Raw genomic sequence first — 14,756 nt, 5'->3', positions numbered from 1 at the left:
ACGATAAAACTATTAAGTTACTGAGGTATTTATTTATGAATAGTGCTTTCACAAGAATATTCAGTTCGCTGCGTATTCACTGTTTCCTGCTAATTATTTACCTTTTAGTGAATAACTCAGCTGTTGTTGCACAGTCCGGTGACCCGGTTTTCGACTTCGCCAAACAGCAGTTCGATGATAAATTATACCTCCCTGCCATCTCTTCCCTTAAAGGATACATAGCCAGAAAACCAAATGATGCCAATGCCTTATACCTGCTGGCAAAGTGTTATTCTGAAATAGGAGATTTTACACAGGCTAATGTTACCTATGAAAAGGTTTTAAAGTTTAAACCCAAAATATTTGAATTGTACGAAGATTTAGGAAACAACAACAAAAAACAAAATAAATTTGATATTGCAGCTGAATACTACACCAAAGCATTGTTGATAAGGGATACCAGCATCCGTGTACTGAACAACCGCGGTATGTGTTTTTATTACCTGGAGAATTTTGAAGCGGCCATCAGGGATTTTAATAAAGTCATTAAACTGGATTCTACCTATTACCTGGCCTATAACAACAGAGGTTCTTCCAGGTATAATAATCAGAATATAGCCGAAGCAAGTATAATCGATTTACGCATGGCAGAAACGGATTTTAATAAATGCCTTAAACTCCAGCCTGACTTTCAGCTGGCCTACAGAAACAGAGGTATCGTTCGTTACTATATGGACAGCCTGAATACGGCCTATAAGGATTTGTGGACAGCTATCCAGCTGGATCCGGACGATGCCAACGCTCACTATTATTTGGGTAAAACATTGTATAAGCAGAATAAATACCCGATTGCCATTCAGTTTTATGACAATGCAATCAAATTGGTGAATTATAAATCAGATATGTTCCTGGATCGTGGTATCTGTAAACTGGAAATGGGAGAGTTTGGGGGGGCTAAGGAAGATTTTGTCATGGCTTCACTTATCAATAAACAAGACCCGAAGATACCTTATAATATGGCACGTTTATATGCGGCAGAAGCAGACAAATCAGGTTTTATCTTTGCTCTGAGAAGAGCCAAAGAACTTGGACTATTTATAAATGGCAGGTATTTTACTTATATAAACAAAGATAAGTATTTTGCCAATTATCTGAAAGATAAAGATTTTATGGAGCTCATTGAAGAGTTGAAGTGGGGAAAGTAAAAACTATCCGCCGCCTTCCACGCCGCTGCCACTGTCTTCAAAGTTGGATTTCTTCTGTTTGGGCATACCTTGTTTTTGCTCTGACTTCCCAAAACGATAGGTAAACACTATATTGCCCACGGTACTTTCCCAATAACGTCTGACAGTGCCGTCAAATGTACTGCCATTGGTGGAAACACCAAAATACTGAGAATGAAATATGTCGCTTACATTTACTGCGATGCTCGCTCTGTTTTCCTTTAAGAAATCATAACGGAATCCGATATTGGCAAAAACCATCGGAGTGATTTCTCCCTGAAGGAACTTGATTTTGCTTCTGTAAGAAACCATGAGCTGAAGCGTTGCCCTTGGAGTAAGGTTAAACGTATTCATTAACCGCAGGTTATACTGAAAACTGTTGGTGGTGGCATCCACCTCGCCATTAGGCACATTTCCCTGTATCTTATTGTAAAATAAATTAGCAGACAGCACAAAATTCCACCACCTGAATAGGGTTGTCTTATTGGTAAACTCCACACCGATATTTTGTCCGGTATTCAGGTTGTCAAAGTTTACAACAGAACGGCCAAGGCTGTCAACCGTTCTGAAACGGGTGAAAACATTGTATGCGTAACGATAATAAACGGTGGTGCTGAAAAAGACGCTTCGCTGAAAGGTGGAATCTCTTTTTCCCGGTTTGATATCTATGTTTTTGACATGGGTTATTTCTGCCGCATGTGTGTAGGCAGGTTTCATTCCCGGATTACCGGTCAGGATGTTATACGGATCGCTGTAGTTGCCAAACGGATTGAGCTGTTCCGGGTTTGGCCGGTTGATACGTTTGCTGTAACTCACACTTAGTGAATGGTTCTTTTTTAAATTGAAGGACAAGGATGCTGACGGGAAGTAATCAAAATATTTTTGACGGTAGGATTGGCTGCCTACATTCTGCGTCAAATCGATGTTTGTATTTTCCAGCCGTATGCCGGCTTTGTAGTTGGCGATTTTTTTGATGCTTCCGCCAAAAATGATATAACCGGCATGGATCATTTCCTGATATCGGTATCTATTGGAAATGGAACTGTCATAAACGGTCACCAGCGTGGTGGTATTCAACGAATCAGCATATAGTTCGGTGGTATAGTCACGCATATTGAACCGATAACCGAATTCCAGCCTTGATTGGATCTTTTTGAATGGCTGCGTATAATCTGCCTGCACAAACCCGGAGTGGCCGGTATTATAGTTGCTGTTGGTTTGCCGTTGCGGAATCATCAAAACCTCCTTGTCGTTTACATCTAATGTCTTTTGCACATAGCGAACAGGCTTGCTGGTTCTGTCAGAATAGGCATAATTCCCTGCAATGACCAGGTCATTGCTGTTGTCTTTGAATGTTCTTCTGAAGGAAGCATTGACCTCCCCATTCCAGTTTACATTCTTCGAGTTGGAATATCGGTCGTAAGAATTGATGTAATTAAACAGGGAATCCAAAAAATCAGTATTCACCTTCCCTTTTCCATTGCCGTTGGATTCACTCAGCAGCAAAGAAAACGATAAGGTGTTTTTTTCCTTTATGTACCAGTCTAAACTGGAGTTGATCGTGTTGGAAAAATTCAGGGTTGTACCATAATCATTGGTGTTCAGGTAGAACGGAGGCTGTCCGGGATAAAAATTATACCGTTCGCCGATCCCTTTGTAATAGGATTCGGTAAACCGAAAGTTATAAGAGGTCGAAAAGCTGATACTTTTCTTCCTGAAATTGAGTGTCACTCCTGTATTGATATCGTATTTGGTGCCGTATCCAACGGTGAAATTTCCGTTTAGCCCTATTTTGGTGTTTTTTTTCAGGACAATGTTGATGATTCCCACTTCTCCTTCCGCATCGTATTTGGCTGATGGATTATTAATGACTTCTATACTCTCAATCTGGGAAGAGGGAATGGCATCGAGTATCGCTTTCGTATTGTTGGACGTAATTCCCGAAGGCCGCCCATTGATAAAGACCTTTAAATTGCCCGAACCGCGCATGGAAAGATTGCCATCCTGATCTACCTCCACAACAGGCACCTGTTTCAGGGCATCCGTTGCGGAACCGCCTGCCGTCATGATATTTTTTTCGATATTAAAAACCTTTTTTTCCGCATTCACGGTCATGATGCTCTTCTCTCCGGTGATTTCCACTTCCTGCAATACCTTTGTATCTTCCTGAACTTTAAGGGTGCCCAGATTCGTTTCCACTTTGTCCGGCGGAATGATTGATAGTTTTTCAATCACATAGTCCGTATATCCTACAAAACTGACGGTAAGTCTATAGGCACCTAAGCGGATATTGGAGATTTCAAAATTTCCTTTTTCATCTACAAGGCCTCCGTATATTTTGCTGGAATCTTTCAGGTTCTGGATAGTCACAGAAGAATACTCCAATGGGGTATTTTTGGCTGCATCCAGTACCTTCCCGTAAATCCTGCCGATAGCAGGCGGCGGTCCGTTCAATCCCTGCGGCGGCTGAGCGGATAGGGAGAGAGTCAGCAGGAGCAGAGAGAAGGACAAAAGAAAAAGGAAGAAAGCGGGTGTTTTTTTCATGGGTTATTTTTGGATAAAAAGGATGGAAACCGGAGTCTGACTTTTTTAAACGACAGGTTATCCGTTATCAGTATTTGAGCAGACAAAAAATATTACAGTTTGGTGAAAGAAATTGCCAGCAAAACCCAGCCTGTGATAAGACATAAACCGCCCAATGGTGTAACCGGTCCTAAAACAGGAGTCAGTGCATCCGTACCCAGTAAACTGCGGGTGGCCAGTAAATATAAGGAACCGGAAAACAACAGGATGCCGGCGGTGAAAAACCAGCCCGCCAATGTCAGAGTCTTTGCCTGTATCTTATCGGCTAAAAATACAACTGCCATAAGGGCTATGACGTGGTAAAACTGGTAGCTGACGGCTTTTTCATAAATCGTATGTTGATAGGCATCCAGCTTGTCTTTCAGAGCATGTGCGCCGAAAGCACCCAGTATGACGGCCAATGCTCCGTAAACAGCGACAATGATTCCAAAGGTCTTTTGCATAAATAATTTTGCACAAAAATATCAAAATATCATGAAAGCAAACCAGTTGTACGGTTATACTATTGTTATTCCAGGACTATTGGTTCAGTTATGGCTAACTGTAAGGATTTATAAGATGAAATCTATGTTTCATGTTATCAATATATAGTTTTATGGCTTATCATAAATTATTCATATTCGAGATTGTGGATGCAATTTTCAAATATGCCTTTAGCGTTTTTACCAATTCCTTATAGCTGCCAGTCTATCGTTGCTTCTCCTTTTTGTGCCAGTATTTCATTGGTTTTGGAAAAATGATTGCAGCCGAAAAAACCATTGTAGGCGGAAAAAGGGGAGGTGCGCCGCTTTCAGGATGGTATGCCTGGTGTCGTCAATCAGCACAGCTTTTTGCTGTGCAAATGCCCCCCACAGGATAAATATCAGTCCCCTGCGTTCTTTGGACAGCTTTTGAATCACGGCATTTGTAAATTCTTCCCAGCCTTTTTTCTGGTGCGAGGTCGGCTGGTTGGCTTCCACCGTCAGGATGGCGTTCAATAAAAACACACCCTGTTCCGCCCATTTCTGAAGGCAGCCATGGCCGGGTATCTCAAATCCCGGAACATCATCCTTCAGTTCCTTAAAGATATTCACCAGGCTGGGCGGTGGTTTGACGCCGTGCTGCACGGAAAAACACAAGCCATGTGCCTGTCCCGTTCCGTGATAGGGGTCTTGCCCCAGTATCACCACTTTCACTTTGTCAAACGGTGTGGAATTGAAAGCATTGAATATAAGGGAACCGGGCGGATAGATGCTTTTACCGCTTGTTTTTTCCTGCTGCAGAAAATGCCGCAGTTCCCTGAAATACGGTTTTTCAAACTCATCGGCCAATACCCTTTTCCAGCTCTCTTCTATCTGTATGTTCGTTTCGGACATGATTTTTTAAACTTATTTTTTGGGAAATTAGTCATTTAAAGAATATCTTTGCACTCCGTTACAGGAAAAGTTTGCAGTTTCCAATATAAAAGTTTGCAAATAATCCATTTGGCCGCGTAGCTCAGGGGATAGAGCAACTGCCTTCTAAGCAGTCGGTCGCACGTTCGATTCGTGCCGCGGTCACAGTAAAATAAGGGTTTTAGCGAGGTGCTGAAACCCTTTATTTTTTAAATGTGACCTCAAATGTGACCTATAAAAAGTTGAATAAATGCAACCACACAACAATTAAAGGAAAATAAGAAGCTGGATTTTAAGATGCCGGTTGCCTATCATAAGCAAAGGCGGACTGAGATTTTAGTTTAATTGCTTGAAAACAACCTCAAACTGTAATCCCATATACTGGCAAAACTCTTCAATAGTAACAACCTGGTGTTGTTCTTTCTTGAAATATTCCCTGATTCTTTTAATAAGGTATCTGCCATATCTGTCACTTTTGCCTGTGATTATCTGAATGTCTTTCGGATAAATACACAGTCTATTCATTGTCAAATATTCAATTTATGAGTAAAGATAATTAATTTTTTACATAGGTAAAAGTGTGTTTGTTGGCATAATTATGCAAAAACGGAAATGTCGGAAGCTCTTATTTTACAAGTATATCCAGTGTATTTATATTTGGTGCATGGTTCGATTTTATAAGATATTATTTATCATTATTTCTTTGGCATTTTGCTTGAAGTTATCAGCAAATGATAGTGCAAGAGTTGTTTGTGTCAAAGATGGAGATACTTATGTTTTGAGAAAAGGAAATACATATTTTACTTTACGTCTCAAAAATGTTGATGCACCTGAATTAAAACAACCTTATGGTTATTTATCATTCGTGTACACAAGTAAATTAATATCAGGTAAAATGGTATCGTATGACAGTACCGGGAAAGATTTGTATGGTAGAGTGCTTGCTGATATTTGGATTAATAATCAACGACTGGACAGTATGCTAATTCGTAATGGATGGGCATGGCATTATCAAACATACAGTAAAGATTCACTTTTAAAATCTTTGATGGTGATTGCAATAAATGAAAAAACAGGACTTTGGAAGTGTGGAATGACTGGCGTTTGTCCACCTTCCTTTTGGAGATCATATAATTTAAAAGACAGAAGTAAATATTGTAATACTTGTAAATAATTTTTAAACATTTAAATCTAAAAAAAATGGCTAAACAAAAAGGTCCCTTAAAATATGTCGGTACCATCGGCGACATCAGACATTTTAAAATCAAAGGGCAAGAAGGATATTTCGCAGGCATGTCCGGCGGTCCAACCGATGCACAAGTTAAAACGGCTCCAGAGTTTCAACGTACTCGAGAAAACATGTCTGAATTTGGAGGCTGTGCAAAAGCAGGAAAATCAATCCGTGTTGCAATGTCAGAAGTACTGAACGGTATGACAGACCCGCAATGTACCGGAAGGCTGACATCCATCATGAAGAAAATTAACCTGGAAGATGGTACAGAAGCTCGTGGTGAAAGAAAAGTAGAAATAAGTACACAGCGCACGTACTTACATGGTTTTGGATTTGATAAAAACATTTCCTTTGCCAGTGTTTCTTATGTGCCGTACTTACTGAATCATTCTGTAGACCGGTTAACAAGTAATTTCACCACCTTGGCTGCAACACCTGCCAGCTCTATCAATGCACCAATCGGAGCTACACATTTCCGGTACATAAATGCGATTGGAGTAGTTTCAGATTACGCATTTAATGCTTCCACCGGCACGTATGAGCCTACTAATCCCGAATTAAATGAGTTGAGTAGTACAACCTATGGTTCCTATTCACCATTAAATGCTGCATATGCAGGTGAGGTATTAGATGCTTCACTTCCTGTCGGTACGGTAATGACCGCTGATGTATCAGTCTTGCATTGCATTGGTATTGAGTTCTTCCAAGAAGTAAATGGTAATTTCTACAAATTCTCTTCCGGGAACTGTTTAACCATAGACAATGTCTATTAAAAGGATTAAAAGAAATTTCAGGCGCACCGTTCGTGATGGTCGCAATCCCTCCACAGGAGCATAGTTGTTAGTTTAGGTTTCTCTCGTAATCCTGCATGAAAGTGCAGGATTTTTTATTTTATGTTGTTTACATATCAATAAACGAATTAACGGGCATATATGTATGCCTTATGTATGTCTTATGTGTGCTTTACCTACGACTATAAAAAGGAACGTTTATAAAATATGGCTCTTCTTGCTTGTCTGACAAGCTGCAGATTCTTTTCATACAGTGTTTCTAACTGTTCGAACTTCTGCGCCTGGCTGATGGCAGTTTGAAAATCGGCTTTGTTTTCATTGGATTTACGCAATGATTTAGACAGGCACTCCTTTATGTCATCTATCGTGATATATTGGATAACAGAGCCTTTATGGTAGTAATGAAAGGCTTTTGAGTACCAGAGCGCAAAACAGAGCCAGTAAAGCTGCTCTTTCAGCTCTTCGCTTTCAGCGATGCAAACGAAACAATTCGGGCAGGAAGATTTCAAAGGCTTCCCGCTGTTCATGCCTTTATTTAGGATGAAGAAAAAATGACCTTCGTAGTTGAAGTTTTTGTTAAATGTTTTGAGTTGAACGGTACACATAGTATGAGCATTAATTTTTGTGCTCGCTGCGCTTCGCGCATCACCCATAAACCCAAAAGAAAAGAAGAAAAAAAACGGCAAAAAAAAAGAAAAAAGAAAGCCACTATTTTAAGTGGTGAAGCCTTGGGATGTCAAGGTTTTTTGGAAAAAAATACTACCTCATCGACATTGTTGAGTTTATTGAAGAAAGGTTATTGAGGTGGAGATTTTTTTTCAAAAATACATTTTAACCTTGCAGCCCAATGGCGAGCCACTTACCTTTGCTTTCTTTTTTATTTTTTGGGGATATATGTGCTGTTCAATTTTTCAATATTAAAAATGGATGGTTGATTTTGTAGAATGATTGGGATTTGCAGTAAAGGGCAAGGGTGCGAAGCACTCTTGCTTTTCAAACTGAGGTGGCTGATGGAATGAAGATGCAATGGAGTGGAGGGATCGGGAGCGGATGAAAGTAGCGACCGCCCGGAACGGAATGCATCGAAATGGAAGAAGCGACCGCAAGCATATTTGGTTTCCTTTAACGGAATGCTTGAGGTTATGTAGTATGGGGCAAGTGTATGACTGAATGGAATGAACAAAATTACTTTGGTGCTTGAAGTGGATTGAGCAGATGCATTGCAGCTTCGGCATTATTTTGTAAATTTTCTCACACAAAATAATAAGCGTGGGTATGCATCTGCCAATACACGAAAAGCAATAGCATAGCTTTTGTGAAATGGAATGAAGGAACACTCTTGCTTAGGGTGCTGAGGTGGCTGATGGAATGGAGCTGCAGCGGAATGGAAGAAGCGACCGCAAGGCACGCAAGAATGTAGGCTTTCAGCATTTATAAAAACACCTATAAACAACTACAACATTTTTTATGAATGCTGACTGTGGTGGCGGCTACTTAACATAGTGTGCTTATGTGACAGCCATTGCCAGGCATGATAATGAGCGTTGGCATGGCTGTGCGCAGCGTACACATAAGAGCACATTATGTATAAGTTGCTTCAGACCATTTTTTTTGGCGTGATTTTTTGTTTGTAGAATAGCATGGCGCTTTGCTTTGTTCCTTCGATAAACTCAGGAAGACATTAGTAGCGAGATTCTTTACTTCGCTCAGAATGACATTAGGAGAAAGCAATGTGCCATAATGGGCAGGTACAAAAAGCATGACAATAAAAATGGGCTGCGACACCACAGATGCAGTATAGGTATGATTTTAGCTTGGCTACTGCATAAGCCTACATTATTGAAAGGGAAAATAAATGTATGGATTTAGACCATAAGAACCTGTAATGTAAATCAACCTTTCACATTGGTGGCATGGTATTTGAATATGAAAGGTAAATTATTGGTTTCAACATGTAAACCAGTAAGCTTAATAATAAAAAGTTAAATAATACTAATAATATGAAATCAAGAACAAAATTCGCTGCCTTTTTTCTATTTGCATTACTTGCATTGTCGCTAAGCAGCTGCAAAAAATGTAAAAACGAGCAACCTGCAGCCCGAATTATCAATAATGGAACACAAAAGGCAAGCGTTCAGATTCAAACTTCTAATGGTAATACAGTGAACATTAATAATGTTGATCCAGGTACTTCGTCTTCTTACAGCAACTACGCTGCCGGTCAAGTTAAATTTACGCTTAAGATTAATGGTGTAGATTATGAAGAAACCGTACAACTAAGTAATTGCTTCTACTACGATATTGCGATTGACAGCAATAATAATATCACTACGGTAGCAATTGACAGGAATTAACAGGTATCATTAGTGATAAAAGGTAGTTTATAAAGATAATTATTTCATTTTAGTGGCAAATCGCGCTGTGATTTTCATTATTTACAGCATTCTTTTTCGCGGATAAATATTGCTTTGAAGAGCCTTTTTAATATATTCAAAAGCCATTTCCCGATTTTGATTAATTGCTGTTTCATTCAGTTATAGTTTTATACTTCTTAATCTTAATGAATTTGCTATTACAGATACTGAACTGAAACTCATAGCAGCAGCGGCAATCATAGGTGATAATAATATTCCAAATACAGGATATAAAACACCTGCTGCAACAGGAATACCTAATACATTATAAAAGAATGCGAAAAATAAATTTTGCTTAATGTTTTTCATTACGGAATGACTTAAATTCTTTGCTTTTACTATACCCTGCAAATCGCCTTTTAATAAGGTAATTTCTGAACTTTCGATAGCAACATCCGTTCCTGTACCCATTGCGATACCAATGTCTGCCTGTGCCAGAGCAGGTGCGTCATTTATACCATCACCCGCCATTGCAACAATTTTACCTTCCGCTTGTAATCGCTTAATTTCATTTAATTTATCCTGTGGCAAACATTCCGCCTTAAAGTTAGTTAGATGCAATTCATCTGCCACTGCTTTTGCTGTATTATGATTATCACCAGTCAGCATGATAACTTCCACGCCTTGTTCTATTAATGTTTTTATTGCATTCTTACTTGTTGTTTTTATAGCATCTGTAATGGTTACGTATCCCTGAATTACTCCATCAACAGCAATATAAGAAACTGTTTTTCCTAATATCTGCTCATTAGTAATTTGCTTTTCAATCTCCGATGAAATAACCGCTTGCGCTTGTTCCATCAGTTTTTTATTTCCTAAAGCTATTTTCTTATCTGTTATTGTACCGACAACACCTTTTCCGGCAACGGCTTCAAAATCCTTTACGTCAACAATCCCTATTGTTTTCAATTTTGCGAATTTCACTACGGCTTCTGCTAATGGATGTTCGCTGTATTGATTTAATGATGCGCTGTATTTTAGTAATTCATTTTCATCGAATGTATTAAATGCTACTACTTTTTCAACGGATGGTTTTCCTTCTGTAATCGTGCCTGTTTTATCTGTAATCAGCACATTAATCTTATTCATATTCTCCAATGCTTCCGCATTTTTTATGAGGACACCATTTTGCGCACCTTTACCTACACCCACCATTATAGACATTGGCGTTGCTAATCCTAAAGCACAGGGACAAGCTATAATTAACACAGCGATAGCATTAACGAATGCAAAAACATAAGGTGATTCTACGCCGAATATCGCCCATGCAATAAATGTAACTATTGAAATAAAAATTACTATCGGTACAAAGTATTTTGAAATTTTATCGGCTAACTTTTGAATTGGTGCTCTTGAACGACTTGCAGTATTTACCATTTCAATAATCTGTGCGAGTAATGTTTCGGCACCAATTTTCTCTGCTCTCATTATAAATGATTTAGTGCCATTGATAGTTCCTGTACTCACTTTGTCATCTTTTTTCTTATCCACCGGAATGGGTTCACCAGTAATCATTGATTCATCCACGTTGCTGCTTCCATCTGTTATAATACCATCCACAGGAATTTTTTCACCCGGTTTTACACGTAATAAATCACCTTTCTTAATGTCATCAATGGCAATGACTTTATCTATACCGTCTAACACCAAGGTAGCTTCTGTCGGTGCTAATTTTAAAAGTTCTTTAATTGCTCCACTGGTTTGACTGTGCGCTCTTGCTTCTAATAATTGTCCTAATAAAACCAATGTCAGAATAACTGTTACTGCTTCAAAATATACAAAGACTGTTCCGTTATGACTTTTAAACTGGTCAGGAAAGATATTAGGAAAAAGCATTGCAATAATACTAAACAAGAATGCAGCACCTGCGCCGATTCCTATTAATGTAAACATGTTCAAATTCATGGTTCTAATGGAAGTCCAGGCTCTTTGAAAGTACATCCAGCACGCATAAAAAACAACAGGTAAGGACAAGCCAAATTGTAACCAGTTCCACGCTATTTGTGGCATAAGGCTTGTCAAGTGTAGACCCGGGATCATTTCCAACATTGCAATTACAAAGATTGGAACTGTAAAAGCGGTAGAAACTATCATTTTTTTTAATAGTTCCTTGTATGTATTATCTTCTTCGCTAAGTGCTGTTGTTATCGGAATTAAATCCATACCACAAATAGGACAGGCACCGGGTGCATCTCTAATAATTTCAGGATGCATCGGACAAGTGTACTGCGTTTTTTGTACAGTAAGTTCAGGAACTTTTTCTAAATTCATTCCGCATACAGGGCAATTACCTGCTTTGTCATACATTTTGTCTCCCTCACAATGCATCGGACAATAATATTTTCCGTTGCAATTTTTTGGAAGCGGTTTTATATCTGTTGTATGTTTATTGTGTGATGAACAACATGATTTTGTTTCATCAGTAGTATCTATTTTAGCAGCTATGTTTTGATTGTTAAACATTTCTATGGTATAATTACCCGCAGTTGTTAAAGCAGTTTGCAATTGTTCAATCGGAATATGTTTTTCCATTGTAATGGTTGCAATCGGCGGATTTAACGTAACGACAGCAGAAATACCTTCTACTGCATTCAATGTTTTTTCAACTTTCGTTCTGCATCCATCACAACTCATGCCTGTTATTTTATAAGTATGTATCATTATTATTGATTTTAAATTATTACATTTTCATTCCTTCCATAGGGTCACTACCTTTTCTAAATTTATATTCACTATTGATAGCATAAGCACCCGTGATTACAATCTTTTTTGTTTTGTCCATTTCTGATTTTATTTCTATCATTCCATTAATTTCTGCACCTGTTTCGACCATTCTATTTTCAAAAACGCCCGGTCTTTTCTCTACCCAGATATACGTTGCATTTTCTTCCCGAATGACAGCATCGGTAGGAATAAACAAGCCTTTAATGTCAGGTTGTTTAAATTTAATTACTGCCTGCATACCGGGTTTTAGCATTACATTCTGATTTGGTATCTCCAGGCGAATCAGCAGTAATCTTGAATCGGGATTGATTTCAGGATTGATAAAGGTGATTTTTGAGTTTATTGATTTATCTGGAAAATCAGTAAAGGAGATACTTGCATTCTGCCCTAAACTTACCTGATTTGCATAGTTTGCATTTATCTGCGCTTCCAACCAGAGGTTACTCAGGTCTGCTATCCTGATTAAACCGGACCCTTCCATTACATAACTGCCTTCCGTAACAGTTATCTCTGTAATGTAGCCACTGTATGTGCTGTAAAAAGTGATGTACGGAGAAACTTCATTGTTTTTTTGCAGGCTTTCAATCTGTTTATTTGTTAAGCCATAAAATAATAGTTTCTGTTCCGCTGCATCCATCATTGTTTTAGCATTTTTACCAAAATCACCCGGAATTGACAATTGTTTAAATGCTGCCAAATAATCCTGTTTTGCAATGGCAATATCTTCACTATACAATACATATAAGGGGTCATTTACCTTTATAAAATTTCCTGTCGTCTTGAAATATAATTTTTCAATCCGTCCCATTGTTCTTGCAGAAATTGTTTTAATATTATTCTGATTATACGTCAGAATACCTGTGTATGATTCTTCCCTTCTGGTTTTCGTTTCTTCAATCGTTTGTGTTGTAATATTTCCAAGTTTGATTTGCTGTTCGCTTAATGAAATTTCGTCTTCGGTATCGGCACTATTTTTTATAGGAATCAAGTCCATGTGACAAATAGGGCATTTACCAGGTTTGTCTACCCTAATCTGAGGGTGCATAGAGCAAGTGTAATACGAAACGTCACCCGAATTATGTTTACTATGGTCTTCCGAATCTTTATTTATACAAGCCGTTACAGTAATAACAAATGCAAGCAGTATGCCGATTATTTTAAATATCTTCATCTAATTCCGTTTATCTGGTTTTAATAAAACTTTCACTATCAATCAAATATTGAGCATTGGCGGCAATGGTGTCCGTTTTTGTAATTCCGCCCAAAATCTGTATGAAATTATTGATTTCAATACCTGTTTTTATTTCTCTCGCTTTAAAGCCATTCTCTAATCTTGTAAACACCATTTTTTTAGTACCGATGCTTACCATTGCCTGCTTTGGCAGCCAAAGTGCTTTTACCGGATTTGTTCTGACGTTGCCCTGCAAGCGCAAACCAACCGGCAGTTTCAGTTTGCTATTGTTTAAATAGACTCTTATTCTAAGGCTGTTGTCTGACTGATTGAGCTGTGTTTCAATGAAGTTTATTTTTGCATATACCGGATCAGCAGTATTTAGTTCAGAAGAAATAACTACAGTCTGATTGAGTTTAATTAAGCTGCTGTAACCCTGTAATACATTAAAAACAGCCCAAACCTTATCCGTGTTCGATAATTTAAAAACCACTTCACCTTTTTTAATGTAATCACCTTCTTTGATATTTAGCATATCCGTACTTTTACGGCTTCCAGTGTTTTGCATGCCATTACCATTCGCGGAGCCACCCATTTCTTCCGTACTTTGAATAATGCCATAAGCAGGACTATAAATAGAAATGACCGGATTTGTCTTTTTAGTTTCTTTGAGTGATTTTAACTGAGTTTCCGTTATGCCATAGAGCATCAATTTGTGTTTAGAAGCTGCTATCAGTGATTCATTTTCTGCATCATTCGTCATCAGGTAAATATAATTCTGCTGCTCTGTCAGTAATTCAGGGCTGTACAGGTCAAAAAGTTTCTGACCTTTATTTACTCTCTGATATTTATAATTTACATACATTTTCTCTATTCTTCCACTTACTCTTGCCGCAATGTTTACGGAAGCGTTCGGGTCGTATTCCACTATGCCCGGCAAATTTATTTCCGCGCTTACGGATGTATCTACCGGAGTTGTCGTTTGAAAATCACCTACTATAAAGTTGTCCGTCGGTTTCAACAGATTTTCAGACAATGTGCTATCCATTTCCTGCGTATGTGTTTCTATTTTTATCAGTTTCATTCCACAAATCGGACAATTACCCGGTTTATTCTTTCTGATTTGAGGATGCATAGAGCATGTATATACTTCTTTTTGGCCATGACTATCCATCGTGCCGTGTTGTTTTATAATCAAGAAATATACGCCGACACCGATTGCAGCAATTATCAGAAGAATCAGACTATATTTTAGGATTTTTTTCAT

12 protein-coding genes, 1 tRNA gene and 1 pseudogene are annotated in these 14,756 nt (G+C 38.4%); 6 read left to right on the top strand and 8 right to left on the bottom strand.

Annotation, left to right across the window (positions count from 1 at the left end):
- The first annotated feature begins 107 nt into the window (after positions 1-107).
- A complete protein-coding gene (locus IPM95_01300) occupies positions 108-1,184 on the top strand; it encodes a tetratricopeptide repeat protein (protein MBK9327954.1) in 1,077 nt (358 codons plus the stop codon).
- A 3-nt stretch (positions 1,185-1,187) separates the two neighbouring features.
- Here IPM95_01300 and IPM95_01295 read toward each other — a convergent pair whose 3' ends face one another.
- From IPM95_01295 to ung, 3 genes and pseudogenes are all read right to left on the bottom strand, one after another.
- On the bottom strand, positions 1,188-3,746 hold the full coding sequence (locus tag IPM95_01295; protein ID MBK9327953.1) for a TonB-dependent receptor: 2,559 nt from the start codon (positions 3,744-3,746) through the stop codon (positions 1,188-1,190).
- Positions 3,747-3,838: 92 nt separating this feature from the next.
- Positions 3,839-4,228 carry a DUF423 domain-containing protein gene (locus IPM95_01290; GenBank protein ID MBK9327952.1) on the bottom strand — a complete coding sequence of 130 codons (390 nt, stop codon included), beginning with the start codon at positions 4,226-4,228 and terminating at the stop codon, positions 3,839-3,841.
- Between the two features lie 230 nt (positions 4,229-4,458).
- Positions 4,459-5,140 (bottom strand): annotated as a pseudogene (ung, locus tag IPM95_01285) (uracil-DNA glycosylase).
- Between the two features lie 110 nt (positions 5,141-5,250).
- Between ung and IPM95_01280 the strand changes: the two are divergent.
- Positions 5,251-5,323, top strand: a tRNA-Arg gene (locus IPM95_01280).
- A gap of 171 nt (positions 5,324-5,494) precedes the next feature.
- Here IPM95_01280 and IPM95_01275 read toward each other — a convergent pair.
- Positions 5,495-5,689: a hypothetical protein gene (locus IPM95_01275; protein ID MBK9327951.1), complete on the bottom strand. Its 195-nt coding sequence runs from the start codon at positions 5,687-5,689 to the stop codon at positions 5,495-5,497.
- 133 nt (positions 5,690-5,822) lie between these two features.
- Between IPM95_01275 and IPM95_01270 the strand changes: the two genes are divergently transcribed.
- Together IPM95_01270 and IPM95_01265 are read left to right on the top strand one after the other, a co-directional pair.
- Positions 5,823-6,332: a thermonuclease family protein gene (locus IPM95_01270; GenBank protein MBK9327950.1), complete on the top strand. Its 510-nt coding sequence runs from the start codon at positions 5,823-5,825 to the stop codon at positions 6,330-6,332.
- Between the two features lie 26 nt (positions 6,333-6,358).
- Positions 6,359-7,162, top strand: a complete 804-nt coding sequence (locus IPM95_01265) for a hypothetical protein (GenBank protein ID MBK9327949.1) — start codon at positions 6,359-6,361, stop codon at positions 7,160-7,162.
- Between the two features lie 200 nt (positions 7,163-7,362).
- On the opposite strand, the gene IPM95_01260 is transcribed toward IPM95_01265, so the two are convergent.
- Positions 7,363-7,707 carry a hypothetical protein gene (locus IPM95_01260; protein MBK9327948.1) on the bottom strand — a complete coding sequence of 115 codons (345 nt, stop codon included), beginning with the start codon at positions 7,705-7,707 and terminating at the stop codon, positions 7,363-7,365.
- A 24-nt stretch (positions 7,708-7,731) separates the two neighbouring features.
- Here IPM95_01260 and IPM95_01255 point away from each other — a divergent pair, with 24 nt between their 5' ends.
- Both IPM95_01255 and IPM95_01250 read left to right on the top strand, forming a co-directional pair.
- The gene (locus IPM95_01255) at positions 7,732-7,983 is read left to right on the top strand and encodes a hypothetical protein (protein ID MBK9327947.1); all 252 of its coding nucleotides are present in this window, start codon (positions 7,732-7,734) and stop codon (positions 7,981-7,983) included.
- A gap of 1,197 nt (positions 7,984-9,180) precedes the next feature.
- Positions 9,181-9,534 carry a hypothetical protein gene (locus IPM95_01250; protein ID MBK9327946.1) on the top strand — a complete coding sequence of 118 codons (354 nt, stop codon included), beginning with the start codon at positions 9,181-9,183 and terminating at the stop codon, positions 9,532-9,534.
- A gap of 180 nt (positions 9,535-9,714) precedes the next feature.
- Here the strand turns inward: IPM95_01250 and IPM95_01245 are convergent, their stop codons facing one another.
- From IPM95_01245 to IPM95_01235, 3 genes are read right to left on the bottom strand one after another with little or no spacing between them, the layout of a single operon-like run.
- Positions 9,715-12,255 (bottom strand): heavy metal translocating P-type ATPase, encoded by a 2,541-nt coding sequence (locus tag IPM95_01245; protein ID MBK9327945.1) that lies wholly within the window; start codon positions 12,253-12,255, stop codon positions 9,715-9,717.
- 19 nt (positions 12,256-12,274) lie between these two features.
- Positions 12,275-13,489 carry an efflux RND transporter periplasmic adaptor subunit gene (locus IPM95_01240; GenBank protein ID MBK9327944.1) on the bottom strand — a complete coding sequence of 405 codons (1,215 nt, stop codon included), beginning with the start codon at positions 13,487-13,489 and terminating at the stop codon, positions 12,275-12,277.
- Between the two features lie 10 nt (positions 13,490-13,499).
- Complete coding sequence (locus IPM95_01235) at positions 13,500-14,756, bottom strand: efflux RND transporter periplasmic adaptor subunit (protein ID MBK9327943.1); 1,257 nt, start codon at positions 14,754-14,756, stop codon at positions 13,500-13,502.

Source organism: Sphingobacteriales bacterium, assembly GCA_016719635.1.
Lineage (GTDB): Bacteria > Bacteroidota > Bacteroidia > Chitinophagales > JADIYW01 > JADJSS01.
Note: the sequence above shows the minus strand (reverse complement) of the source record. Positions and strands in the feature narration are given on the sequence as shown.